Annotated in this window: 18 protein-coding genes and 1 tRNA gene; 8 read left to right on the top strand and 11 right to left on the bottom strand. The window is 70.0% G+C overall.

Annotated elements, in window-relative coordinates; all coding sequences use genetic code 11:
* Positions 1–25: 25 nt before the first annotated feature.
* Together AB0I49_RS24225 and pyk are read left to right on the top strand one after the other, a co-directional pair.
* The gene (locus AB0I49_RS24225) at positions 26–730 is read left to right on the top strand and encodes an SIMPL domain-containing protein (protein WP_363229145.1); all 705 of its coding nucleotides are present in this window, start codon (positions 26–28) and stop codon (positions 728–730) included.
* 133 nt (positions 731–863) lie between these two features.
* The gene (gene pyk / locus AB0I49_RS24220) at positions 864–2,300 is read left to right on the top strand and encodes a pyruvate kinase (RefSeq protein ID WP_363229144.1); all 1,437 of its coding nucleotides are present in this window, start codon (positions 864–866) and stop codon (positions 2,298–2,300) included.
* 14 nt (positions 2,301–2,314) lie between these two features.
* Here pyk and AB0I49_RS24215 read toward each other — a convergent pair whose 3' ends face one another.
* Together AB0I49_RS24215 and AB0I49_RS24210 are read right to left on the bottom strand one after the other, a co-directional pair.
* The gene (locus tag AB0I49_RS24215) at positions 2,315–3,103 is read right to left on the bottom strand and encodes a helix-turn-helix domain-containing protein (RefSeq protein ID WP_363229143.1); all 789 of its coding nucleotides are present in this window, start codon (positions 3,101–3,103) and stop codon (positions 2,315–2,317) included.
* An 86-nt stretch (positions 3,104–3,189) separates the two neighbouring features.
* A tRNA-Leu gene (locus AB0I49_RS24210) sits at positions 3,190–3,273 on the bottom strand.
* 90 nt (positions 3,274–3,363) lie between these two features.
* On the opposite strand from AB0I49_RS24210, the gene AB0I49_RS24205 reads away from it, so the two are divergent.
* Together AB0I49_RS24205 and rdmE are read left to right on the top strand one after the other, a co-directional pair.
* Positions 3,364–4,014, top strand: a complete 651-nt coding sequence (locus AB0I49_RS24205; RefSeq protein ID WP_363229142.1) for a response regulator — start codon at positions 3,364–3,366, stop codon at positions 4,012–4,014.
* Between the two features lie 136 nt (positions 4,015–4,150).
* Positions 4,151–5,728 (top strand): aklavinone 12-hydroxylase RdmE, encoded by a 1,578-nt coding sequence (gene rdmE / locus AB0I49_RS24200; protein ID WP_363229141.1) that lies wholly within the window; start codon positions 4,151–4,153, stop codon positions 5,726–5,728.
* Between the two features lie 9 nt (positions 5,729–5,737).
* Here the strand turns inward: rdmE and AB0I49_RS24195 are convergent, their stop codons facing one another.
* The 8 genes from AB0I49_RS24195 to AB0I49_RS24160 all read right to left on the bottom strand — a co-directional run bounded on the left by AB0I49_RS24195 (position 5,738) and on the right by AB0I49_RS24160 (position 15,367).
* Positions 5,738–6,454, bottom strand: a complete 717-nt coding sequence (locus tag AB0I49_RS24195; RefSeq protein WP_363229140.1) for an ABC transporter ATP-binding protein — start codon at positions 6,452–6,454, stop codon at positions 5,738–5,740.
* Complete coding sequence (locus tag AB0I49_RS24190; protein ID WP_363229139.1) at positions 6,451–7,320, bottom strand: ABC transporter ATP-binding protein; 870 nt, start codon at positions 7,318–7,320, stop codon at positions 6,451–6,453. The genes AB0I49_RS24195 and AB0I49_RS24190 overlap by 4 nt, the downstream gene beginning before the upstream one ends.
* Positions 7,321–7,325: 5 nt before the next feature.
* Complete coding sequence (locus AB0I49_RS24185; protein ID WP_363229138.1) at positions 7,326–9,155, bottom strand: branched-chain amino acid ABC transporter permease; 1,830 nt, start codon at positions 9,153–9,155, stop codon at positions 7,326–7,328.
* 5 nt (positions 9,156–9,160) lie between these two features.
* A complete protein-coding gene (locus AB0I49_RS24180) occupies positions 9,161–10,093 on the bottom strand; it encodes a branched-chain amino acid ABC transporter permease (protein ID WP_363229137.1) in 933 nt (310 codons plus the stop codon).
* A 94-nt stretch (positions 10,094–10,187) separates the two neighbouring features.
* Positions 10,188–11,420, bottom strand: a complete 1,233-nt coding sequence (locus AB0I49_RS24175) for a branched-chain amino acid ABC transporter substrate-binding protein (protein WP_363229136.1) — start codon at positions 11,418–11,420, stop codon at positions 10,188–10,190.
* A gap of 498 nt (positions 11,421–11,918) precedes the next feature.
* Positions 11,919–12,332 (bottom strand): hypothetical protein, encoded by a 414-nt coding sequence (locus AB0I49_RS24170; RefSeq protein ID WP_363229135.1) that lies wholly within the window; start codon positions 12,330–12,332, stop codon positions 11,919–11,921.
* Positions 12,333–12,480: 148 nt separating this feature from the next.
* Positions 12,481–12,975 carry a PaaI family thioesterase gene (locus AB0I49_RS24165; RefSeq protein ID WP_363229134.1) on the bottom strand — a complete coding sequence of 165 codons (495 nt, stop codon included), beginning with the start codon at positions 12,973–12,975 and terminating at the stop codon, positions 12,481–12,483.
* Positions 12,976–13,060: 85 nt separating this feature from the next.
* Positions 13,061–15,367 carry an FdhF/YdeP family oxidoreductase gene (locus AB0I49_RS24160; protein WP_363229133.1) on the bottom strand — a complete coding sequence of 769 codons (2,307 nt, stop codon included), beginning with the start codon at positions 15,365–15,367 and terminating at the stop codon, positions 13,061–13,063.
* Between the two features lie 127 nt (positions 15,368–15,494).
* Between AB0I49_RS24160 and polA the strand changes: the two genes are divergently transcribed.
* The 4 genes from polA to AB0I49_RS24140 all read left to right on the top strand — a co-directional run bounded on the left by polA (position 15,495) and on the right by AB0I49_RS24140 (position 21,657).
* A complete protein-coding gene (polA, locus tag AB0I49_RS24155; RefSeq protein ID WP_363229132.1) occupies positions 15,495–18,233 on the top strand; it encodes a DNA polymerase I in 2,739 nt (912 codons plus the stop codon).
* Between the two features lie 178 nt (positions 18,234–18,411).
* The gene (locus AB0I49_RS24150) at positions 18,412–20,265 is read left to right on the top strand and encodes a lytic transglycosylase domain-containing protein (RefSeq protein WP_363229131.1); all 1,854 of its coding nucleotides are present in this window, start codon (positions 18,412–18,414) and stop codon (positions 20,263–20,265) included.
* Between the two features lie 157 nt (positions 20,266–20,422).
* A complete protein-coding gene (locus AB0I49_RS24145) occupies positions 20,423–20,557 on the top strand; it encodes an SPW_0924 family protein (protein ID WP_363133072.1) in 135 nt (44 codons plus the stop codon).
* Positions 20,558–20,658: 101 nt separating this feature from the next.
* Positions 20,659–21,657 (top strand): DUF3068 domain-containing protein, encoded by a 999-nt coding sequence (locus AB0I49_RS24140; RefSeq protein WP_363229130.1) that lies wholly within the window; start codon positions 20,659–20,661, stop codon positions 21,655–21,657.
* Here AB0I49_RS24140 and hrpB read toward each other — a convergent pair whose 3' ends face one another.
* A complete protein-coding gene (gene hrpB, locus AB0I49_RS24135; protein WP_363229129.1) occupies positions 21,658–24,258 on the bottom strand; it encodes an ATP-dependent helicase HrpB in 2,601 nt (866 codons plus the stop codon). It lies immediately after the preceding gene.
* Positions 24,259–24,324: the final 66 nt, after the last annotated feature.

The raw sequence follows: 24,324 nt of genomic DNA, 5'->3' as shown, positions 1-24,324 counted from the left end.
GCCCCACACCTGAGAAGCTGCGGCCATGACCCAACACCTCCCCTACGGCACCCCCGAAACCCCCCGCCTCGCCGTCCGCGGCGAAGCCCACCTCGAAGTCGACCCCGAAACCGCCCACCTCGACATCACCGTCAACGCCCGCGGCACCGAACACCGCACCACCCTCGAAGACCTCACCCGCCGCAACACCCACGTACTCGACCTGCTCAAGAACTACGACCACGCCATCGAAAAACTCGAAACCGGCAGCTTCACCATCACCCCCCAACTCACCGAAAAAGGCCGCCACGAACGCATCCACGCGTACCACGGCCACATCCACACCACCGCCACCATCAGCGACTTCACCGCCCTCGGCGAACTCACCACCCGCCTCACGGCCCTCGACCTCACCCGCGTCGACGGCCCCTGGTGGAGCCTGCGCCCCGACTCACCCGCCCACCGCGAAGCCCGCCGCCAAGCCGTCCACGAAGCCGTACAACGCGCCCGCGAATACGCCGACGCACTCGGCGCACGACTCGACGCCATCGTCGAACTCGCCGACATCGGAGCCGACGACCCCGCACCCCACGGCCCCATGCCCTACGGACCCCCCGGCGCAGCAGCCCGCTCCGTCGCCGGATACGGCGGAGCAGCACACCCCGAACCCACCCTCGACCTCGAACCCCAACGCCAGCACGTCCACGCCCAGATCAACGCCCGCTTCACGATGACCCGCCCCACCCTCTGAAACCACACCCGAACCGCTCATCAGAGCGCCCCCGCGCACGTTTCACTACTTGTCAACAAGCCTTAACCCAACGGCCGTTGGCCTGTCCCGACCGACAGATTCCCTACCCATCAGTACGTCATAGAGTCGAGACATGCGCCGAGCAAAAATCGTCTGCACCCTAGGACCCGCCACCGACTCGTACGAGCAGATCAAGGCACTCGTCGAGGCAGGAATGGACATCGCCCGCTTCAACCTCAGCCACGGCACCTACGCCGAACACGAAGCGCGGTACCACCGGGTGCGCAAAGCCTCAGAAGAGACCGGCCGCAACGTCGGCATCCTCGCCGACCTTCAAGGCCCGAAGATTCGACTCGGCCGCTTCCGCGAAGGACCCGTACTCCTTGAACGCGGCGACGAGTTCACCATCACCGTCGAACCCACCGAAGGCGACCGCCACCGCTGCGGCACCACCTACGAAGGACTCGCCGCCGACGTCACCCGAGGCGAACGCATCCTCGTCGACGACGGCCGCGTCACCCTCGAAGTCATCGAAGTCGACGGCCCCCGCGTCAAGACCATCGTCATAGAAGGGGGCATGGTCTCCGACCACAAGGGACTGAACCTCCCCGGCGTCGCCGTCTCCGTCCCCGCCCTCTCCGAAAAAGACGTCGAAGACCTCCGCTGGGCACTCCACGCCGGCGCCGACATGATCGCCCTCTCCTTCGTCCGCAGCGCCGACGACATCCTCGACGTCCACCGCATCATGGACGAAGAAGGCCGCCGCCTCCCCGTCATGGCCAAAATCGAAAAACCCCAGGCCGTCGACAACCTCGAAGGCATCGTCGCCGCCTTCGACAGCATCATGGTCGCCCGCGGCGACCTCGGCGTCGAAATGCCGCTCGAAACCGTGCCCATCGTCCAAAAACGCGCCATCAAACTCACCAAACGCAACGCCAAGCCGGTCATCGTCGCCACCCAGATGCTCGACTCAATGATCGACTCATCCCGCCCCACCCGCGCCGAAGCCTCCGACGTCGCCAACGCCGTCATCGACGGCACCGACGCCGTCATGCTCTCCGGCGAAACCAGCGTCGGCAAATACCCCGTCGAAACCGTCAAAACCATGAGCCGCATCGTCGAAGCGGCCGAGGAAGACGTCCTCCTCAAAGGACTCCCACCCCTCACCGAAAGCAGCAAACCCCGCACCCAAGGCGGCGCCGTAGCCCGCGCCGCAGCCGAAATCGGCGACTTCCTCGGAGCCAAATACCTCGTAGCCTGCACCCAGAGCGGCGACACCGTCCGCCGCCTCTCCCGCTACCGCTCCCCAATCCCCCTCCTCGCCTTCACCCCGGAACCCGCCACCCGCTCCCAGCTCAACCTCACCTGGGGAGTCGAAACCTTCCTCGGCCCCCGAGCCGAGAACACCGACCAAATGGTCCAACAGGTCGACGAACATCTCCTGCGCATCGGCCGCTGCCAGAAGGGAGACGTGGTCATCATCACCGCGGGCTCCCCGCCAGGGGTCCCGGGCTCGACCAATCTGGTGCGCGTACACCACATCGGCGAGGACGATTCACCGAAGAAGTAGCCCGGCACGCCAGGTCAGTATTTCGGCCCGATGTACCGATCCATGAGAGCTACGGAGGCGCGGCGGGCGACGGAGATGTTGTACGGATCGCTCCCGCGCCAGGTGACCTTCCACTCGACGCCGACCTTGTCGAGGGTGTCCGAGCAGAGCTTGAGGATGTCCTCGGACTTGTTGGTGAAGAAGTAACGCGGATACTCGTAGCGCTTGTGCTCGCCGCCTACGAGTCGGGTGGTCCAGTTGGTGATGCGGCATCCATCGGAGTGGATGAGGCCGCGCAAGAACCCCCAGGGGCGGGCGTCCACGATCTGCTGCTGCCATGGCTCGAGGGCTATGCGGCGGTCGTGCTTCTTGCCGGGACCGTGTTGCGGGAACAGGCACCATAGGTGTTTGGAGTACACCTTTACGTTGTGGCAGCCAGTCCTCTGGAGCCGGCAGACGGAGTTGTCGGGCAGCACCGCGCGCATCGCCCATTCGCACTCGTCCATCAGCCCTGGCCAGGCATCGCAACAGGTGATCATGAGGCTCGGCGCTCGGTGTTGGGAGTACTGACTGACGTGGCCGTCACCGAGGTAGAGGCCGAGGAGATAGGAATACGCGACTGTGTCGAGCTCCCGGTCGTCGCATCGCGGGCATTTTGGGTTATGGGCTCCGGGGCATTCGCCGCGTTTGGACCGGTCCTCGTGGAGCCAGTAGCTGACAGTGCCGGGTGGGACCGCCAGGGCGCGGGCGACGTCCGCGTTCGTGGTTCCCGAACGAATGAGCGCGAGCGCTTGTTGGCGCACTTCTGCGCCGTGCATCTGCATGGCTCGATCCTGCGCTACAGAGGCGAGGCGCAAGGTGAGATATGCCCGAATTCACGAGAACGTGAAATTCCGCATTTGGGTAAAAGTGCCCGGTGTGGGATTCGAACCCACATGCCCAATGGGCACGACTGTTTGAGAGTCGCGTGTCTAACCAGTTCCACCAACCGGGCCGGTTGCGCGCCCCATCGTACCGTGTGCGCGCGAGTGGCTGCCTCTAGGTAGGCTCGTGTGGCACAGCCCTGTCTGGAACGAGGAGTCCCGTGACCGCCGCCGAGCCCCAGCCGCATGCCGACGACGAGCAGTCGCACGTCCCTCCGCTGACGACCCGCGTCGTCATCGCGGAGGACGAGGCCCTGATCCGGCTCGATCTCAAAGAGATGCTGGAGGAAGAGGGCTATAGCGTCGTCGGCGAAGCCGGTGACGGGGAGACCGCCGTCGCCCTGGCCCAGGAGCACAAGCCCGACCTCGTCATCCTCGACGTGAAGATGCCCGTACTCGACGGGATCTCCGCCGCGGAGCGGATCGCCGCGGAGTCCATCGCGCCCGTGCTGATGCTCACGGCCTTCTCGCAGCGCGAGCTGGTGGAGCGGGCGCGGGACGCCGGGGCCATGGCGTATCTGGTGAAGCCGTTCAGCAAGAGCGACGTGGTGCCGGCCATCGAGATGGCGGTTTCGCGGTTCACGGAGCTGCGGGCGCTGGAGCGCGAGGTCGCGGACCTGTCGCAGCGGCTGGAGACGCGCAAGCTGGTGGACCGGGCGAAGAGCGTGCTGCAGACGCAGTACGGGCTGACGGAGCCCGCGGCCTTCCGGTGGATTCAGAAGACGTCGATGGACCGCAGGCTGTCGATGCAGCAGGTGGCCGAGGCCGTGATCGAGGACGCCGAGGAGAAGAAGGCGTCCAAGGGGGAGTAGGGGGCCCGCCGGCGGTCTGGGTCGAGGGCCGGGCCCGCCGGCCGGGGAAATTCCTTTGCCGTCCATGATTTCCGCGAACTAGCCTGCCGGAACGTTCAGTTACGCGTTCGGGGTGGGGTCAATGGTGCGGGATCGGGTGTCGGTGCTGGTCGTGGGCGCTGGGCTGGCCGGTCTGGCCAGTGCGATGTTTCTGGCGCGGCGGGGTGTGGACGTGCTGCTGGTGGAGCGGCGGTCCGGGACGTCGCCGTTTCCGCGGGCGGTGGGGCAGAACCAGCGGACGATGGAGCTGCTGGGGTTCGGCGGGGTCGCCGACGAGGTGCGGGCCGACGGGCCCGGTGTCGGGCGGTTCACGATCAGGATCGCGGCCAGTATGCGGGGGCCGGCGTTCCACGAGATCGTCCATGATGACGAGGTCGACGATGCGGGTGCGCTGTCCCCGGCGGGGCGTGGTGCGGCGGGTCAGGACGAGTTGGAGCCGGTGCTGCGGCGGCGCGCCGAGGAGTTGGGCGCCGAGGTGTGTTTCGGTACCGAGCTGGTGTCGTTCGTCCAGGACGGCGCCGGGGTGACCGCGGAGCTGCGTGGGTGCGGCGGTGAGGCGTCGTCGTGGGTGCGCGCGGATTATCTGGTGGCGGCGGACGGTGGCCGTGGCGCGGTGCGGGAGGCGCTCGGCGTCGGCCGGCAGGGGCCGGGGAGTCTGTCGCACAACATCAACATGATCTTCGACGCCGATCTGGGTGATCTGGTCGATCCTGAGCGGCCCACGATGTACCTGCTCGATTCGGGGGAGGTGGCGGGTGTGTTCGGTACCGTCGATCCCGTTGCTGGGCGGCATTTGTTCAGTACGTCGTACGATCCGGGCGCCGGCGAGTCGCCCGGGGACTTCACTGATGACCGGTGTACCGAGCTGATTCGGCTGGTCACGGAGTTGCCTGAGCTCGAACCGCGGATCAGGGCCGTGCATCCGTGGGAGATGGCGGCGGCGGTGGCGGAGCGGTTTCGGGTGGGGCGGGTGCTGCTGGCCGGTGACGCGGCCAAGGTCACTCCGCCGGTCGGCGGGTTCGGCGGCAACACGGCGATCGGTGACGCCTACGACCTGGCGTGGAAGCTGGCGGCGGTGCTCGATTCCTCGGCGGGGCCGGGGCTGCTCGACAGCTATGACGCCGAGCGTCGTCCGATCGCGGAGCGGGTGGTCGCCGAGTCGATGCGGTTGCAGGCGAGCCGGGGGTTCGGGCCGGCGGCGGAGGACGGGGTTTCCGAGCAGCGGAAGGCGGTCGAGCTGACGCTGGGGTTCCGTTGCCGTTCGGGCGCGGTGCTCGCGGAGACCGACGATGGGGCCGATGCGGAGGATCCGTACCGTCCGTCCGGGCGGCCGGGGTTCCGTGCTCCGCATGTGTGGCTGCGGCGGGGTGGTGAGGCGGTGTCGACGGTGGGGTTGTTCGGGCGTGGTTTCGTGCTGTTGGCCGGGTCGGGGGGCGGGTTCTGGTCCGGTGCGGCGGAGGGCGTCGCTGCGCGGCTGGGCGTCTCCGTGGAGACGCATGTCGTCGGCGGGGAGTTGGGTGATCCTTCGGGTGGTTTCCTCGCCCGGTACGGGATCGGGCCGGCGGGGGCGAGTCTGGTCCGTCCGGACGGCGTGGTGGCCTGGCGCTCCGTTGCCGCGCCGGCTGATCCGGAGGCTGTTCTGCTGGGTGTGCTGACGTCGGTGTTGTCGAGGTAGTGCCGCGCTTCAGTCTTCGCCGAGGTATGCCTTGCGTACGGATTCGTCGTGGAGCAGGTGGTCGCCGGTGCCGGAGAGGGCGATGGTGCCGACTTCCATGACGTGGCCGTAGTCGGCGAGGGTGAGGGCGGCTTGGGCGTTCTGTTCGACGAGCAGGATGGTGGTGCCGGTGGCTTTGAGTTCCGCGATGGTCTCCATGATTTTCTGCATCATGATGGGCGAGAGCCCCATGGAGGGTTCGTCGAGCATGAGGAGTTTGGGGCGTGACATGAGGGCGCGGCCCATGGCGAGCATTTGTTGTTCGCCGCCGGAGAGGGTGCCGGCTGCTTGTTTGCGGCGTTCGCCGAGTATGGGGAAGAGTTCGTAGGCGCGGTCGGCGTCCTTGGTGATTTCGGTGGGGTTTTTCCGGAGGAATGCGCCGAGTTGCAGGTTTTCGGCGACGGTGAGTCGGGGGAAGATGCGGCGGCCTTCGGGGGAGTGGGCGAGGCCGCGGGCGACGATTTGGTGGGCGGGTGTGCCGGTGAGTGGCCGGCCGTCGAAGGTGATGGTGCCGCTCTGGGGGGTGAGGAGTCCGGAGATGGTGCGCAGGGTGGTGGTTTTTCCGGCTCCGTTGGTGCCGATGAGGGTGACGACTTGGCCGGTGTCGACGGTGAAGGATATGCCTTTGACGGCTTGGATTTTGCCGTAGGCGACTTTGAGGTCGTCCACTTCGAGGAGCGCGGTCACTGGTTGTCCTCCGGGTGGGCGACGGTGTCCGGTGGTGTTGCTGTTTCGGCGGCTTCGACTTCTGCTAGTTCTTCGGCTCCGGGTGCGCCTTCGAAGGGGGTGCCGAGGTAGGCGGCGATGACGCGTTCGTCGGCTTGTACGGCGTCGGTTGTGCCTTCGGTGAGTTTTTCGCCTTGTACGAGGACGGCGACGCGGTCGCAGAGGTTGAAGATGAAGCGCATGTCGTGCTCGATGACGAGGACGGCGGTGCCTTGGTCGCGGATGGCGAAGACGAGTTGCTGGGTGGTGCGGGTTTCCTGGGGGTTCATTCCGGCGGTGGGTTCGTCGAGGAGGAGGAGGCCGGGGTCGCTGGCGAGTGCGCGGGCGATTTCGAGTTTTCGTTGTTCGCCGTAGGGGAGGTTGCGGGCGAGGTGGTCGGCTTTGGGGGTGAGGCCGGTGAATTCGAGGAGTTCTTGGGCGCGTTGGGTGGAGGCGTTTTCGGCGCGGTGGAAGGCGGGGCCGCGTAGGAGTGCGGAGAAGAGTCCTTCTTTGGTTCGGGTGTGGTGGCCGACGAGGACGTTTTCGAGGACGGTCATGTTGGCGAAGAGGCGGATGTTCTGGAAGGTGCGGGCGATGCCTGCTTTGGCGACGAGGTGGGGTTTCGGGGGGAGGGTGGTGTTTTTGTAGGTGACTTTTCCGCTGGTGGGTACGTAGAGGCCGGTCAGGCAGTTGAAGAAGGTGGTTTTTCCGGCGCCGTTGGGGCCGATGAGGCCGACGATTTCGCGGGGGTGGACGGTGAGGTCGACGGCGCGTACGGCGGTGAGTCCGCCGAAGCGCATGGTGACGCCGGTGGCGGTGAGGACGGGGGTGTCGGTGGTGGTCGTCATGGCTCTCACGCCCCTGCCTTGGTGACGCCGACGGTGCCGGGTGGTAGGTCGCGGTCGGGGGTGTCGAGTTGGCCGGTGTCGTGGTATTCGAGCTGCTGGCGGCGGTTGGGGATGATTCCTTCGGGGCGTAGTCGCATGAGGAGGATGAGGGCGATGCCGAAGGCGAGGAGTTGGTAGTCCTGGAGGAATTGGAGTTTGGCGGGGATGAGGTAGAGGAGGGCGGCGCCGAGGAGCGGTCCGCTGATGGTTCCCATTCCGCCGAGGATGACGGCGGCGAGGAGGAATGCGGAGTTGGGGGGTACGGGGCCGGCGAAGACGTATTGCTCGGGTACGACGGTGGAGGTGACGTGGGCTTGGACGGTGCCGGCGAGTCCGGCGAGGGTGGCGCCGAGTGCGAAGGCGAGGAGTTTGAGGCGGAAGCTGTTGATGCCGCTGGCGGTTGCGGCGGTTTCGTCTTCGCGGATGGCTATCCAGGCGCGTCCTATGCGGGAGTTTCCGGCGCGGCTGAAGACGAGGACGACGAGGATGGTGATGAGGAGCATGAGGAGGTAGTAGTTGGCGAAGGGGGTGAGGGTGATTCCGGCGATGTCGTGGGTTTTGTCGAAGGAGTAGCCGAAGACGACGAGGTCGGGGATGTTGGGGATTCCGTTGGGTCCGTTGGTGACGGATGGTCCGGAGTTTCCGTCGAGGTTTCCGACGGTGATGCGGAATATTTCTCCGAAGCCGAGGGTGACGATGGCGAGGTAGTCGCCGCGCAGGCGGAGGGTGGGGGCGCCGATGATGACGCCGAAGAGGAGTGAGGCGGCGGTGCCGGTGAGGGCGGCGGCCCAGAAGGGGAAGTGGATGTCGAAGGTGGAGGCGGTGGAGCCGGAGACGAGGGCGGCGGTGTAGGCGCCGACGCCGAGGAATGCGACGTATCCGAGGTCGAGAAGGCCGGCGAGTCCGACGACGACGTTGAGGCCGAGGGCGACGGTCGCGAAGATGAGGATGTTGACGGCGATGAGGGTGTATTGGTCGGTGTTCTGGGTGAGGGGGAAGGCTGCTGCCGCGGCGAATGCGGCGGCGATGGTGATGTTGCGGTGTTTGTTGGTGAGGGTGGAGAGGCGGGCGATGAGGCCCGCTTTGAAGAGTGCGACGGCGGCGAAGACGACGAGGATGAGGAATCCGGTGAAGAGTTCGCCGTATTCGGTGTCGATGCCGTAGGTGGTGGCGTAGAGGGCGAGACCGAATGCGGCGGCGATGATGAGGATTTCGGCCCAGGCGGGGAGAGGACGGGTGGGGCGTAGGGGGCCGGGGGTGTGGCCGGGTCGTACGGTCCGGTAGATGCCGTGGAGGGTGGCGCCGAGGGCGCCGGTGTGGAGTCGGCCGCGCTGGGGGAATGAGGCGGCGGTGCGTCGGTCGAGGGGTTGGGCGAGGGCGCCGAGGAGGGCGACCAGGGTGGTGGCGGCCGCGATGTAGCCGCCGGGTTCGAGGTTGGCCAGGCCGCCGAGTTGGTCGGCGATGGCGATGAGGGTGTACCAGGTGGTGGCGAGGGTGCCGGCGGCGAGGTAGGCGGTGGCGTTGTTGCCGCCGGCGGGGGTGAGCCAGGTGAGGCCGGGGGTGTTCCAGGCGGAGAGGGCGAAGGCGAGGGTGAGGATGCCGCCGATGAGGGTGAGGACTTGGAGGCCGCCGGGGTAGCCGGTGACGGTGAGGTCGCCGGGGAAGTCGGTGGTCCAGGTCCAGGCGAGGAATGTGGAGAGGATGGTGAGGGCGGCTCCGGCGGCGGTGATGGTGCGGGCGGTGGTGAGGGGGAGGGGGATGACGGGGGTGGTTTCGGTGTGTGCTGGTGTGGTCATCGCTGTCACGCCCGATCCGCTACGCGTTCGCCGAGGAGTCCTTGTGGCCGCAGGAGGAGCACGGCGATGAGGAGGACGAAGGCCCAGACGTTGGCCCAGCTGCCGCCGCCGAGCTGTTGCATGCCGGGGATGTCCTGTACGTAGGTGATGGTGAGGGCTTCGGCGAGGCCGAGGACGACGCCGCCGAGCATGGCTCCGTAGATGTTGCCGATGCCACCGAGTACGGCCGCGGTGAAGGCTTTGAGGCCGAGGATGAAGCCCATGAGGACTTCGACCTGTCCGATGCGCAGTCCGTAGGCGACGCCCGCGACGCCGGCGAAGCCGCCGCCGATGGCGAAGGCGAGGACGATGATGCGGTCGGTGTTGATGCCCATGAGTTTCGCGGTGTCGGGGTCCTGGGCGGTGGCCTGCATGGCGCGGCCGGTGCGGCTGTTGGCGATGAACAGGCCGAGGGCGGCCATGCAGACGGGCGCGGCGATGAGGACGAAGACGTCGTTGCGCTGGAGGTGGAGGTTGCCGGTGAGTTGGAAGGAGTCGCCGCTGATCTGGGGGAAGCTGCGGGCTTTCTTGGCGTCGGGGTAGAAGCTCCAGACGATTTGCTGGAGGGCGAGGGAGAGCCCGATGGCGGTGATGAGCGGGGCGAGGCGGGGTGCGCCGCGCAGGGGGCGGTAGGCGAAGCGTTCGGCGGCGGTGGCGACGGCGACGGAGGCGATGACGGCGCCGACGAGCATGAGGGGGATGGCGATGGTGAGGGAGGTGCTGCTGGGGAGCCAGAGCCAGATGGTGAGGGCGCCGAAGCCGCCGATCATGACGATCTCGCCGTGGGCGAAGTTGATGAGCTGGATGATGCCGTAGACCATGGTGTAGCCGATGGCGATCAGCCCGTAGGTGGCGCCCAGGGCCAGGCCGGTGATGAGTGTCTGGGGCAGTTCGTGCACCGCGGTGCCTCCGATGCGGGTGTCGGATGTGACGCCGCGCGGGGGCGCTGGTGGCGCCCTCGCGCGGGGGTGCTGTGGCGGGGCGGTGCGGTGGTCATTCCTTGAAGGTGGCGCTCTTCACGGTCGTCCATTTGCCGTTTTTGACGGTGTAGACGGTGAGTTGTTTGTTGGTGGTGTCTCCGTACTGGTCGAAGGAGACTTTGCCGGTGACGCCTTGGAAGGAGACCGTGGACATGGCCTCGACGACTTTGCCGCGGGCGTTGCTCGGGAGTTTGCCGTTGTTGTCGCCGACGACCTTCTTGACGGACTGGATGATGGCCCAGGCGGCGTCGTAGGAGTAGCCGCCGTATGCGGCGTAGGGGTCTTTGTAGCTCTGGGCGGCGTAGTCCTTGATGAAGTTCTTGGCGGAGTCGAGCTGCTGGACGGGGTAGCCGACGGAGGTGGCGAGGTCTCCGTTGTTGCCGCCGCCTGCCGCCTTGATGAAGGCGGGGTCGTAGATGCCGTCGCCGCCCATGACGGGCACGTTGGCGCCGGCGCGTTTGGTCTGGCCGGAGAGGAGGCCGCCTTCGGGGTACTGGCCGCCGAAGTAGACGGAGTCGGCGCCTGAGTTCTTGATTTTGTTGGCGGTGCTGGAGAAGTCGGTTTCCTTGGTGGTGAGGTGGTCGGTGCCGACTACCTGCCCGCCGAGGCGTTTGAATTCCTGGCTGAAGATGGTGGCGAGGCCGGCGCCGTAGGTCTGCTTGTCGTCGACGACGAATGCCTTGCGTTTCTTGGCGTCGTTGTAGAGGTATTGGGCGGCGAAGCGGCCTTGGATGATGTCGGTGGTGGCGGTGCGGAAGTAGGTCTTGAAGGGGCGGGTCTTCTTTCCTTTGCCCCATTCGTCGCCCTGGCTGAGGGCGGGGTTGGTGTTGGCGGGGGACACCTGGGTGAGGTTGGCGTTGGCGAAGACGCGCTGCATCGACTGGGCGACGCCGGAGTTGAGGGGGCCGACGGCGCCGAGGACGCTGGTGTCGGCGGCGAGTTTGGTGGCGTTCTGCTGGCCGGAGGCGGGCACGGCCTGGTCGTCGAGCGGTTCGATCTTGAAGGTTACGCCTTTGACCTCGTTGTTCTTGTTGGCGGTTTTGACGGCGAGGTCGACGGAGTTCTTGATTCCTTGGCCGATCGCGGAGAGGGAGCCGGTCAGCGGGGCGTCGACGCCTATGGTCACGGTGGTCTTCTTGCCGCCGTCGTCGCTGCCCTTGTTGTCGTCGCGGGATCCGCAGGCGCTCAGGGTGAGGGCTCCCGTGGTGAGCGCGGTGGTGAGGATGAGCAAGGAACGGTGTCGCACGTCGATTCCTTTCCCTGGCGCGGCCTCCTCTGCTGAGGTGCCGTATCGCTCGCCGGGTGGGTGTGGAATGTGCGGTGCTTGAGGTGCGAGCCGCCCGGCGGGGTGGTGACTGGCCGTGACTCTAAGGGTGTGCGGCGGGCTGGGGCAGTGGTGCCGTCCATGCTGTGACTGTCTTGTTATGACGCGAATCACTGTTTGGGGTTTGTGTAGAAGATCTAATCGGATGGTTGGGACGGATCATGATTTCTTCGCTGATCTGGATCGTCTAATTCCGCAGTTCTGTTAACGAGTTGGCCGGTTCACGGCCCGCTGCGGGGCGCGGGCGCCGCGCAGCGATGACGAGAGATCGCGGGCGTAGCTCTCGCCGGGGAGGAAACTCTGGTTCTGAATGGCGCGAATGCTACGGAGTGTTACGTCGAGGATGGGCGGTTCGACGCCGCGGGGCCGATGCCGCTCACCGGGTACCCGCCGGTCGCCTCGGTCGGGCGCGGGCCGCGGTCATTCGGGCGGGCGCCAGTTCTCGGAGCTCCGCGTCGCGCCGTTCTCCGCGGTGCAGCGCTGTTCGGCTCGGCGCTCGATCAGCCGGCGCGCGGCGTCGGTGCCGTGGGCATCGCGCTCGGCGTGTGCGGCGCGCACGATGTCGTCGTAGATCTCGCGCTGGTCGTTGGAAAGGCCCTTCTGCTCCCAGTCGAGGCCGGCCCACCGGCTGCCGGCGAGTTCCTGCCGCGCCCAGTAGGCGATGAGGTCGGTGCAGGCCCGGATGAGGGAAGAGCTGGGCGCGGCGCTGGCCGTGGCGCGGGGGCGGTGGGGTGTGGAGTCGCCGCAGCCGCCGAGTGCGAGGGCGAACGCGGCGGTGAGCGCCAGTGCGCGGCCGGCGGTGTGCCGTGCGGGGGTGCGGGGCGGGGCCCTCATGGGGGCACGGTAGGGCCGCCCCGCGGGGCTGGGAAGCGGGGGCGGAGGCTTCGGGCGGCGGTGTGTGCCGGGCCTGTGTCGTGGAGTTTCGGGAGGGGCCCGTGGGAGGAGCCGGGGCGCGAGGGGTCGCGTCCGGGCTCCTCCGTCGTCAGCTGCCGGCCGCCGTGCCGGGGGCGCTGTCCGGGGCGGTCGGCGCGTCGCGGAGCAGGCAGGTGAGGCGGGCGGTGCAGACGCGCTGGTCGTTCTCGTCGGTGATGACGATGTCGTACGTGGCGGTGGAGCGGCCGCGGTGTACGGGGGTGGCGACGCCGGTGACGAGGCCGGAGCGGGCGCTGCGGTGGTGGGTGCAGTTGAGGTCGACGCCCACGGCGATCTTGGTGGGGCCGCCGTGCAGCATCGAGCCGACGGAGCCGATGGTTTCGGCGAGTACGGCGGAGGCGCCGCCGTGCAGCAGGCCGTAGGGCTGGGTGTTGCCTTCGACGGGCATGGTGGCGACCACGCGCTCGGGGGAGGCGTGGACGATCTGGACGCTCATGCGGTCGCCGAGGTGTCCGGCGGTCATCATCAGGGACAGGTCGAGGCCGCTGTCGGCCCACTGGTCCAGGACTTCTTGTGGGAACGTGGTCCGGCTCTGTTCGCCCATGGGGTCGCGGCTCCGATCGTCCTTTGGTCGTTGACGTGGCAACGGCTTTCCTGCCGGAAGTCTTACCAGGCGGCCTGGTGAGCGGTCAGGCCGGGTCCTGGAGGCCGGGGCCGGGCATGGCCGTGGGTTCCAGCCGCACCACCACGGATTTCGAGGCGGGGGTGTTGCTGGTGTCGGCGGTGTGGTCCAGGGGGACCAGGACGTTGGTCTCGGGGTAGTAGGCGGCCGCGCAGCCGCGTGCGGTGGGGTAGTACACGATCCGGAAGCCGGGCGCGCGCCGTTCGGCGCCGTCCGTCCATTCGCTGACGAGGTCGGCGTACGAGCCGTCGGCGAGGCCGCGGGCGCGGGCGTCGTCGGGGTGGACGAGGACGACGCGGCGGCCGTTCTTGATGCCGCGGTAGCGGTCGTCGAGGCCGTAGACGGTGGTGTTGTACTGGTCGTGGGAGCGGATGGTCTGCAGGAGCAGCCGGCCTTCGGGCGCCTTGGGGTATTCGACGGGGGCGGCGGTGAAGTTGGCCTTGCCGGTGGCGGTGGGGAAGCGGCGGGCGTCGCGCGCGGCGTGCGGCAGGGTGAAGCCGCCGGGCCTGGCGACCTTGGCGTTGAAGTCCTCGAAGCCGGGGACGACGGCGGCGATGCGGTCGCGGATCGTGCCGTAGTCCTTCTCGAACGCGTCCCAGGGGACGCGGCTTTCGGGGCCGAGGACGCTTCGCGCGAGGCGGCACACGATGGCGGGCTCGGAGAGCAGGTGGGGGCCCGCGGGCTCCAGGCGGCCGCGGGAGGCGTGGACCATGCCCATGGAGTCCTCGACGGTGACGAACTGGTCGCCGCCGGCCTGGGTGTCGCGCTCGGTGCGGCCGAGGGTGGGCAGGATGAGGGCGCGGGCGCCGGTCACCGCGTGGGAGCGGTTGAGTTTCGTCGAGACGTGCACGGTGAGGCGGGCGCGGCGCACCGCGGCCTCGGTGACGTCGGTGTCGGGGGTGGCGGAGACGAAGTTGCCGCCCATGGCGAAGAAGACCTTCGCGTCGCCGTCGCGGAGCGCGCGGATGGCCCGTACGACGTCGAGGCCGTGGGCGCGGGGCGGCGCGAAGCCGAATTCCTTCTCCAGGGCGTCGAGGAAGGCGGGGGCGGGGCGTTCGAAGATGCCCATGGTGCGGTCGCCCTGGACGTTGCTGTGGCCGCGTACGGGACAGACGCCGGCGCCGGGGCGGCCGATGTTTCCGCGCAGCAGGAGGAAGTTGACGACTTCCTGGATGGTGGGAACGGAGTGCTTGTGCTGGGTGAGGCCCATGGCCCAGCAGACGATGGTGCGCTCGGAGTCGAGGACCATGCGCAGCATGCGGTCGATCTCGGCGCGTTGGAGGCCGGTGGCCCGCAGGGTCTCGTCCCAGTCGGCGGCGCGGGCGGCGCGGGCGAATTCCTCGAAGCCGTGGGTGTGTTCGTCGATGAAGTCCTGGTCGACGGCGCCTTGGGTGTCGAGGATGAGTTTGTTGAGGGCGCGGAAGAGAGCCTGGTCACCGCCGAGGCGGATCTGGAGGAAGAGGTCGGTGAGCGAGGTGCCGCTGCCGGCGAGGCCGCGTGCCTTCTGGGGGTTCTTGAAGCGCTCCAGGCCCGCTTCGGGCAGCGGATTGACCGAGATGATCTTCGCGCCGCCCTGCTTGGCCTTCTCCAGGGCGGAGAGCATGCGGGGGTGGTTGGTGCCGGGGTTCTGTCCGGCGACGATGATCAGGTCGGCCTTGTAGAGGTCTTCGAGGAGCACGCTGCCCTTGCCGACGCCGATGGTCTCCGTGAGCGCGGAGCCGGAGGATTCGTGGCACATGTTGGAGCAGTCGGGCAGGTTGTTGGTGCCGAATTCGCGGGCGAAGAGCTGGTAGAGGAAGGCGGCCTCGTTGCTGGTGCGCCCGGAGGTGTAGAAGACGGCCTCGTCGGGGGAGTCGAGGGCGGTGAGCTCCTCGGCGATGATGTCGAAGGCCCGCTCCCAGGGCACCGCCTCGTAGCGCTCCGCGCCTTCGGCGAGGTACATGGGCTGGGTGAGGCGGCCCTGCTGGCCGAGCCAGTAGCCGCTGCGGGCGGCGAGGTCGGCCACGGGGTGGGCGGCGAAGAAGTCGGGGGTGACGCGGCGCAGCGTCGCCTCCTCGGCGACGGCCTTCGCGCCGTTCTCGCAGAATTCGGCCTTGTGCCGGTGGTCGGGCTCGGGCCAGGCGCAGCCGGGGCAGTCGAACCCGTCCTTCTGATTGACCTTGAGGAGGGTGAGGGCGGTGCGGCGCACGCCCATCTGCTGCCGGGCCATGAGCAGTGAGTGGGCGACGGCCGGCAGCCCGGCGGCGGAGTGCTGTGGCGCGGTGACGTCGGGCGCGTCCTGTACCGGATCTCCTGCGGGCGGTTTGCCTGCCATGTCGGCTCCCCTTCGGCGGTGTGCCTGCGACCTTGCTGCTCTTAGATCCTGACACGAGGGGCTGACAGCGGCGGTGCCGAGGTCGTGTGCGCGGGGATTGTCAGTGGGTCGTGGCAGGATCGGGGTCGTGGCAGCAAAGGCATCGAAGACGAGCGCAACGACCGGCACCGAGGCAGCGGGGGGAGGCCGCCCCCGTCTGCTCCTGATGGACGGGCACTCCATGGCGTACCGGGCGTTCTTCGCGCTGCCCGTGGAGAATTTCACGACCTCGACGGGCCAGCCGACGAACGCGGTGTACGGTTTCGCGTCGATGCTGGCGAACACGCTGCGCGACGAGGCGCCTACGCATTTCGCGGTGGCGTTCGACGTGTCGCGCAAGACGTGGCGGTCGGAGGAGTTCCCCGAGTACAAGGCGAACCGCTCGAAGACCCCGGACGAGTTCAAGGGGCAGGTCGAGCTGATCGGCGAGATGCTCGACGCGATGAGCGCGAAGCGGTTCGCGGTGGAGGGCTTCGAGGCCGACGACGTCATCGCGACGCTCGCGAAGCAGGCCACGGCGGAAGGGTTCGAGGTGTCGATCGTCACGGGCGACCGTGACTCCTTCCAGCTGGTCACCGACGATGTCACGGTGCTGTATCCGACGAAGGGCGTCTCGGAGCTGACGCGCTACACGCCGGAGAAGGTGGTGGAGAAGTACGGGCTCACGCCGGAGCAGTACCCGGACTTCGCGGCGCTGCGCGGCGACCCGTCGGACAACCTGCCGGGCATTCCGGGAGTGGGCGAGAAGACCGCCGCGAAGTGGATCAACCAGTTCGGTTCGTTCGCCGAGCTGGTGGAGCGCGTGGACGAGGTCAAGGGCAAGGCCGGGCAGAATCTCCGCGACCACCTGGAGTCCGTGAAGCTCAACCGGCGGCTGACGGAGATGGTCCTCGACGTCGAGCTGCCGTGCGGGCCGCTGGAGCTGGCCCGTGAGCCGTACGACCGGCAGGCGCTGACGGTCTTCCTGGAGGGCCTGGAAATCCGCAACGCGGGCCTGCGGGACCGGCTGCTGGCGGTGGACCCGGGCGCCGCCGAGGCCGCGGAGGCGGCGCCGGAGGCCGGTGTCGAGCTGGACGGCGCGGTGCTGTCCGCGAGCGGGCTCGCGCCGTGGCTGGCGGAGCACGGTTCCGATCCGCTGGGGCTGGCGACGGTGCACGCCTGGGCGCTGGGCAGCGGCAGCGTCAGCGAGATCGCGCTGGCCACGGCGCAGGGGCCGGCCGCCTGGTTCGACCCCTCGCAGCTCGACGAGGCGGACGAGACGGCGTTCGCGGCGTGGGTGTCGGACGAGTCCAAGCCGAAGGTGATGCACGACGCGAAGGCCGTGATGCGGGTCTTCGCCGAGCACGGCTGGTCGGTGGCGGGCGTGCGGATGGACACGGCGCTCGCCGCGTACCTCGTCAAGCCGGGCCGGCGGTCCTTCGAGCTGGACGCGCTGTCCGTGGAGTACCTGGGCCGTGAGCTGCCGACGGCGGCGCCCGACAGCGGGCAGCTGGCGTTCGGCGCCGACGAGCAGGCCGAGGCGGACGCGCTGATGGGCCACGCCCGTACGATCCTCGACCTCGGCGAGGCGTTCACCGGCAGGCTGCGGGAGGTGGGCGCCGCCGAGCTGCTGACGGACATGGAGCTGCCGACGAGCGCGATGCTGGCCCGGATGGAGCGTGCCGGCATCGCCGCGGACCGCGCCTGGCTGGAGCGGATGGAGCAGCAGTTCGCCGGGGCCGTGCAGCAGGCGGTCCAGGAGGCGCACGCCGCTGCGGGGCACGAGTTCAACCTGGGGTCGCCCAAGCAGCTGCAAGAAGTTCTCTTCGGGGAGCTGGCGCTGCCCAAGACGAAGAAGACCAAGACCGGATACACCACGGACGCGGACGCCCTGGCGTGGCTCGCGGCGCAGACCGAGAACGAACTCCCGGTGATCATGCTGCGCCACCGCGAGCAGTCCAAGCTGCGCTCCACGGTCGAGGGGCTGATCAAGACCATCTCGCCCGGCGGCGGCCGCATCCACACGACGTTCAACCAGACGGTGGCGGCCACGGGCCGGCTCTCGTCCACCGATCCGAACCTGCAGAACATCCCGGTGCGTACGGACGAGGGGCGGGCCATCCGCCGCGGCTTCGTCGTCGGCGAGGGCTATGAGTCGCTGCTGACCGCCGACTACAGCCAGATCGAGCTGCGCGTGATGGCGCACCTCTCCGAGGACGAGGGGCTGCTGGAGGCGTTCACCTCCGGGGAGGACCTGCACACCACGGTCGCCTCGCAGGTCTTCGGCGTCGACAAGTCCGAGGTCGACCCCGAGATGCGCCGCAAGATCAAGGCCATGTCGTACGGGCTCGCGTACGGACTGTCGGCGTTCGGCCTGTCCCAGCAGCTGGGGATCGCCCCGGACGAGGCGCGCCGGCTGATGGACACGTTCTTCGAGCGGTTCGGAGGGGTGCGCGACTACCTCCAGCGCGTCGTAGAGGAAGCGCGGGCCACGGGATACACCCAGACGATCCTCGGCCGCCGCCGCTATCTGCCCGATCTGAACAGCGACAACCGCCAGCGCCGGGAGATGGCGGAGCGCATGGCGCTCAACGCGCCGATCCAGGGCACCGCCGCGGACATCGTCAAGATCGCGATGCTGCGGGTGGACGCGGCCATCGCCGCCGAGGGGCTGTCCTCCCGGATGCTGCTCCAGGTGCACGACGAAATCGTGCTGGAGATCGCCCCCGGCGAGCGGGAGGCCGTCGAGGCGCTGGTCCGCCGCGAGATGGCCGGAGCGGTCGAGCTGCGCGCCCCGCTGGACGTCTCCGTGGGCGTCGGAGCGGACTGGGAATCCGCCGCGCACTGACCGGTCGCGGGTACGGAATGTGCCACCCGTATCCCGTTCCGTGAGCGGGGTGCGGGCGGCCGTCGCGGCCGCCCGTCCGGGGCGCGCCGAGTCTGTGGCTGAGGGCAGGAAGTTGCCGTAGTGTCACCTGCGTTGACACGCGGGGGAGCGCCGCATCGCCCACGGAGGGGACAGACGGATGGCAGCGAAGTTCGGTCGGCGACTGCGCAGGGGAGCCGCGACGACCGCGGTGGCCGCGGCGGCGATGGCCGCGATGACGGCCTCCCAGGCCCCCGGGTTCGCCGTGTCGCGTGCGGACCCGGCCGCGGAGGCGACGCCTCCGCCCGGCCCGCCGATCGACGGCGGGTCGCCGTACCACACGGACCTGCCGCCTCTGAACTCCCCGAATCCGCCGGGCACTTCGCCCAGCCAGTCGCCCGGCACGGGTACGGGCACGGCGGAGTCAGGCATCCCCGCGACCGTTCTCGACGCCTATAAGAAGGCCGAGTCGGCCCTGGGGACCGCCAAGCCCGGCTGCAACCTGCCCTGGGAGCTGCTGGCCGCGATCGGCAAGGTCGAGTCGGGGCACGCGCGCGGCGGCGCGGTCGACGAGGCCGGCACGACCCTTCAGCCGATCCTCGGTCCGGTCCTCGACGGCAAGGGCTTCGCCCTGATCAAGGACACCGACGGCGGCAAGTACGACGGCGACCCGGAGCACGACCGCGCGGTCGGCCCCATGCAGTTCATCCCCTCGACGTGGGAGATATGGGGCAGGGACGGCAACGGCGACGGGGTCAAGGACCCCAACAACATCTACGACGCGGCACTGAGCGCGGGGTACTACCTGTGCGGGGTGGGCGGCGATCTGTCGGACGACGCCAAGATGGATCTCGCGATCCTCGGCTACAACCACTCGACGGACTACTTGAACACGGTCCGCACGTGGTACGAGTACTACCGCAAGGGCACGCACGAGGTACCCGACGGCGCCGGCGTGCTGCCCAAGCTCCCCAAGTCCACCCCGCCGGGCCCCGGTACGGGCGGCGGCACGACGAACGGCGTCGGCAAGGGGTCCTCCGGTCACTCCGGTAAGGGCTCCTCCGGCAAGGGCGCGGGCAGCGGCAAGGGCGGCGCCGGGGGCCACGGCAAGAGCCCCTCGCCCTCGCCGCTCCCGCCGAAGACCGGCCACGGCGGCATCGAGGTGCCGTCCAAGCCCTCGCCCGAGCCCAAGCCGCCGACGACGCCGCCCACCAAGCCCCCGACGACGCCGCCGACCACGCCCGCACAGCCCGCCGCCCTCGACTCCGTCGGCGCGCGCGAACTGACGGCCACGGCGGGCGACGAGTTCGCCGCGCAGCCGCGGGTCAAGGCCAAGGACAAGGCGGGCAAGCCGGTCGCCGGAGTGCGCGTCCAGTACGAGATCGTCGGCAAGACCAAGGCGCGGTTCCCCGGCGACGCCACGCGCGCCTCCGTCGTCACCGGCCGCGACGGCACCGCGACCGCTCCGAAGCTCAGCGCGGGCGAGCAGGCCGGCGCGTTCACCGTACGGGCCACGGTCCCCGGGCAGAAGCTCGCCGCCGTCGACTTCGCGGCGACCGTCACCGCCCGCCCCGCGCCCACCCCCAAGGCCGACGCGCTGACGCGTACGGGCACGGGCCCCCTCACGGCCGAGGCCGGCAGCTCCTTCGCCGGGCACATCGGCGTCAAGGCCACGTACCGGGGCAAGCTCGCGGCGGGCGTGCCCGTGACCGCGACGATGGTCGCCCCCGGTGCGGGGAAGCCGACGGAGAACGACAAGGGCCCGTACTTCAAGGCGCCCGGCAGCAGCGGCGCGGGCGGTGACGCCGCCGGCAAGGCCGCCGACGGCAAGGGCAAGGCCGCCGACAAGCCGATCCGCTCCCTCTCCGGCCTCAAGACGGACGCGAACGGCGTCCTCACGCTCCCGGAGATCTTCACCGACGGCCACACCGGCACCTTCCAGCTCCGCCTCACCACCGCCGACGGCGCGGTCCTGACCATCGACCTGACCGTCACCGCACCCGCGGCCCGCTGACCCACCGGGGCGCTCGCCGCGCCCCGCGCACGTACCCGCCCTGTGCCGCCCGGAGCCGATCCGGGCGGCACAGGGCGGTGCAACGTGTTCTCATCTTCGCCCCCCGTTGCTACGGTGCCCCCGCCCTGACGCCGCATCAGCAACCGGGAGGCCGAGCATGCGCGCACTCATCGCCGCGGCCATCGGACTGGCCGCCGCCCTCGCGCTCGTCCTCACCATCACCGCCATCGGACCGCCCAGCGGCGAAACCTCCCCCAAACCCCTGCAGACCACCGTCCCCGCACACCCCTGAGGGAGGGACGTACCGCCATGCGCCGCGCTGTGCCGCCCGGAGACGACCCGGAAGCCCCACCACCCGGCCCCCCGGCCGGACGACGCGCCCGCGGCGGCGGGATGCGCCGCAGAGCGAGCCTCGTACTGCTCGCCGCGGCCGTCTTCTGCGCCGCCCTCTCGCCGCTGCTGCGCTGGTACGCCTTCCCGCGGCTCGCGAAGGTGCCGCCCAGCCAGTACCAGTCGGTCGTCATGGAGGCCAAGGACGCCGACCTGATCGACTACAACAAGATGGAGGCCAGGAAGGTCCCCAGGGTCGACATCGTGCAGACCCTCAAGGGCAACGTCGAACAGGCCAGGAAGGTCAAGGACGCCACCGGCCGCGACGTCGTCGTCTGGGACACCCTCAGCTACATCGTCGGCCCCGACGGCAAGATGGTCTCCCGGATCCCCGAGCGCTACGTCTTCGACGCCCACAGCCAGGAACCCGTGCACGCCGGCGGCGAGAGCGTGGACGGCACCCCGGTGCGCCGCGACGGCATCGAGTACAAGTGGCCCTTCCTCACCGAGAAGCGCGACTACCAGTACTTCGACATGCAGACCCGCACCTCCGCGCCCATCCACTACCGGGGCACCCAGAACTTCCACGGCCTCAAGGTCTACTACTTCGAGCAGACCATCCCCTGGACCAAGGTCCCGCTGCCCAAGAAGATGCCGCTGGGCGTCACCCCGGAGGTCGTCAAGCAGACCGGACTGGAGCGCTGGTACAGCACCAAGCGGATGTTCTGGGTCGACCCCGTCACCGGGGCGCCGGTCAACGGCGAGGAGCAGCACAAGGAGGAGATGCGCTGGACCGGGCACCCCGAGAAGAAGCCGATCACCGCCTTCGCCGGGCATGTGAAGATGCGGCCGGACTACGTGGAGTCCACTCTCAAGCTCGTCAAGTCGCAGCGGGTCCTCGTCCTGCTCCTCACCAGCTACCTCCCGTGGGGCTTCCTCGGACTGGGCTTCGTGCTCCTCGCGCTCTCCCTCGTCCTCGAAGCCCGCTCCCGCCGGCCGGGTGCCGGCGCCGCCCCGGCCGAGGACCCGGCCGCCCCCGACCCCGAACCCGTGCCCGTCTGATCAGCGCCGCGCGTTCGTGCGCCGCGTCGGGACCGCGGCCGTCGGGTCCTCGGGCCAGGGATGCTTGGGGTAGCGGCCGCGCAACTCGGCCCGTACAGAGCGGTATCCGTCCCTCCAGAAGGACGCCAGATCGGCGGTGACGGCCGCCGGGCGGCCGGCCGGGGACAGCAGATGTACGAGCAGGGGCACCCGGCCGCCCGCGATCCGCGGCGCCTCCTGCCAGCCGAAGAGCTCCTGCACCTTCACCGCCAGGACCGGCTGACCGCCGCCGTAGTCCACGCGGATCCGCGAACCGCTCGGCACCTCGATCCGCTCGGGGGCCAACTCGTCGAGGCGGACGGCGTCCCCCGACGCCCACGGCAGCAGCCGGGCCAGCGCCTTCCCGGCGTCCACCCGCTCCAAACCGGACCGCTTCTGTGCGCGATCGAGTTCAAACCCCAGCCAGTCGTCGATGTGCTCCACCAGCGCCGCATCGCTCACGTCCGGCCACGGCTCACCCAACTCCCGGTGCAGAAAGGCCAGTCGCTCGCGCAGCGCGGTCCCGTCGGCCGTCCAGCGCAACAGCCCCAGCCCCTCCCGCCGCAACCCGTCCAGCAGCGCCGCCCGTACGCGCGCGGGCTCCGGGGACGGCAACCGCCGCGCGCCCAGCTCGATCGCCCCCAGCCGCTCCACCCGGCGCGCCACGACATCCCGCCGCTCCTCGCTCCAGCCGACCTCCTCGCCCTCCTCGCGCAGCGCGGCAGCCGCGGTACGGGCCGTGGGCTCGTCGATCACGGCGGCGAGCCGCACCCGCGCGGACGCCGCCGTCACCGGCCGGTCGGCGACGGCGACCGCGAGCCATGCCGCGCTGCGCATCCGCGACCCCTCGCCCAGCTCCGCACCCGTCCCGGACGCCATGAGATACGTGCCCCCGCCCCGCGCCCGAGCCACCCGTTCCGGGAACGCCAGGGCCGCCACGAGGCCCGCTGCCACATCGTCGGTACCGAGGGCGACGGCCCCGCCGCCGGCAGCGCCCGTGTCCGTACGAGCAGCGGCGGCCACGCCCGCGCTCGCATCCCCTCCCGCGCCCGGCCCGGAGCCGCCCTGTCTGTCGCGGAGCGCGCCTTCCAGGCGGCGGGCCTCCGTGCGCCAGCGCGCGCCGTAGCCGTCGCCGCCCCGGCGGGCGGCACGCCACGCGCCCGCCAGATCGTCGCCGTACTCGCGGGGCGGCTCCTCGCTCAGCAGCGCCACGACCTCCGCGGCCCGGCGCGGGCCGACCTCCGGTGCGCCGTCCAGGAGGGCCCGCGCGAGGCGGGGGTGCAGCCCGAGCCGCGCCATCCGGCCGCCCCTGCGCGTGGCGCGGCCGTCCGCCCCCACCGCGCCGATGGCGCTCAGCACCTCCCGGGCGGCGGCCAGCGCACCGGCCGGGGGCGGATCGAGCAGGGCGAGACCCGACGCGTCCGGGTCGCCCCAGCAGGCGGCCTGCAGCGCGAACGCCGTCAGGTCGGCGACCGTGATCTCCGGGGCCGGGAACCGCGGCAGCCGCGCGTCGTCGGCCTCCGCCCAGCAGCGGTAGACGACCCCCGGAGCCTCCCGCCCCGCCCGTCCGGCCCGCTGCCGCGCGGCGGCACGGGAGGCCCGTACGGTCGTGAGCGCGCTCAGCCCCCGCGCGTGGTCCGTGCGGGCCTCCCGTGCCAGCCCCGAGTCCACCACGACCCGCACCCCCGGCACCGTGAGGCTCGACTCGGCGACCGACGTCGCCAGGACCACCCGCCGCCCGGCTCCGCCCGCGAGGACCGCGTCCTGCACCGCGGCCGGGGCGCGGCCGTGCACCTGCAACACCTCGGCCCCGAGCGCTTCCGCGCCGCCCAGCAGCCCGGCGACCCGGCCGATCTCGCCGACGCCCGGCAGGAAGCACAGCACGTCGCCGTCCCGCTCGCGCAGCGCCCGGCGCACCACCGCGGCCACGTGCTCCAGCAGGGCCGGGTCCACCCGCATGCCGTGCGGCGGCCGCACCGGGCGCCGCGGCGGGGCCCACACGGTCTCCACGGGGTGCGCGACGCCCTCCGCCGTCACCACGGGCGCGTCGCCGAGCAGCCGGGCCCAGCCCTCCGCGTCCGTCGTCGCGGAGGCCGCCACCAGCCGCAGCTCGGGCCGGAGCGCCGCCCGCACGTCCAGCAGGAAGGCGGCGGTGGTGTCGGCGTCGAGGTGCCGTTCATGGCACTCGTCGAGCACCACGGCGTCGACGCCCGCCAACTCCTGGTCGCGTTGCAGTCGTTGCAGGAGCACACCCGTCGTCACCACCTCGACGACGGTCCGCCGCCCCGCCTTGCGCTCGCCGCGCACGGTGAACCCGACCCGCTCGCCGACGTCCTCGCCCAGCAGCCACGCCATCCGGCGGGCGGCGGCGCGGGCCGCGATCCGGCGCGGCTCGGCGACGATCACCCGGCGCGCGGGCCCGCCGCCGGCCAGCCCGGCGAGCACCAGCGGCACCAGGGTCGTCTTGCCCGTGCCGGGCGGCGCGCAGAGCACCGCCGCGCCGTGCCCGTCCAGGGCCTCGGTCAGGGCGGGCACGGCGGTGCGTACGGGCAGTCGGTCGAGCGCGTCAGTGCGGATGGTCACCGCTTCATCTTCGCAGCGGTCCCGCGCGGCCCCGGAGCCCTGTGGAAAACCTCCGTCACCGCCAGG

Source organism: Streptomyces sp. NPDC050617 (assembly GCF_040654795.1).
Classification (GTDB): Bacteria; Actinomycetota; Actinomycetes; order Streptomycetales; family Streptomycetaceae; genus Streptomyces.
Note: the sequence above shows the minus strand (reverse complement) of the source record. Positions and strands in the feature narration are given on the sequence as shown.

What these genes read in the sequence shown, in the direction of transcription:
- AB0I49_RS24225 (WP_363229145.1), top strand. Translation starts at nt 26, where the DNA reads ATGACCCAACACCTCCCCTACGGCACCCCCGAAACCCCCCGCCTCGCC.
- pyk (WP_363229144.1), top strand. Translation starts at nt 864, where the DNA reads ATGCGCCGAGCAAAAATCGTCTGCACCCTAGGACCCGCCACCGACTCG.
- AB0I49_RS24215 (WP_363229143.1), bottom strand. Translation starts at nt 3,103, where the DNA reads ATGCAGATGCACGGCGCAGAAGTGCGCCAACAAGCGCTCGCGCTCATT.
- AB0I49_RS24190 (WP_363229139.1), bottom strand. Translation starts at nt 7,320, where the DNA reads ATGACGACCACCACCGACACCCCCGTCCTCACCGCCACCGGCGTCACC.
- AB0I49_RS24185 (WP_363229138.1), bottom strand. Translation starts at nt 9,155, where the DNA reads ATGACCACACCAGCACACACCGAAACCACCCCCGTCATCCCCCTCCCC.
- AB0I49_RS24170 (WP_363229135.1), bottom strand. Translation starts at nt 12,332, where the DNA reads ATGAGGGCCCCGCCCCGCACCCCCGCACGGCACACCGCCGGCCGCGCA.
- AB0I49_RS24165 (WP_363229134.1), bottom strand. Translation starts at nt 12,975, where the DNA reads ATGGGCGAACAGAGCCGGACCACGTTCCCACAAGAAGTCCTGGACCAG.
- AB0I49_RS24160 (WP_363229133.1), bottom strand. Translation starts at nt 15,367, where the DNA reads ATGGCAGGCAAACCGCCCGCAGGAGATCCGGTACAGGACGCGCCCGAC.
- AB0I49_RS24150 (WP_363229131.1), top strand. Translation starts at nt 18,412, where the DNA reads ATGGCAGCGAAGTTCGGTCGGCGACTGCGCAGGGGAGCCGCGACGACC.
- AB0I49_RS24145 (WP_363133072.1), top strand. Translation starts at nt 20,423, where the DNA reads ATGCGCGCACTCATCGCCGCGGCCATCGGACTGGCCGCCGCCCTCGCG.
- AB0I49_RS24140 (WP_363229130.1), top strand. Translation starts at nt 20,659, where the DNA reads ATGCGCCGCAGAGCGAGCCTCGTACTGCTCGCCGCGGCCGTCTTCTGC.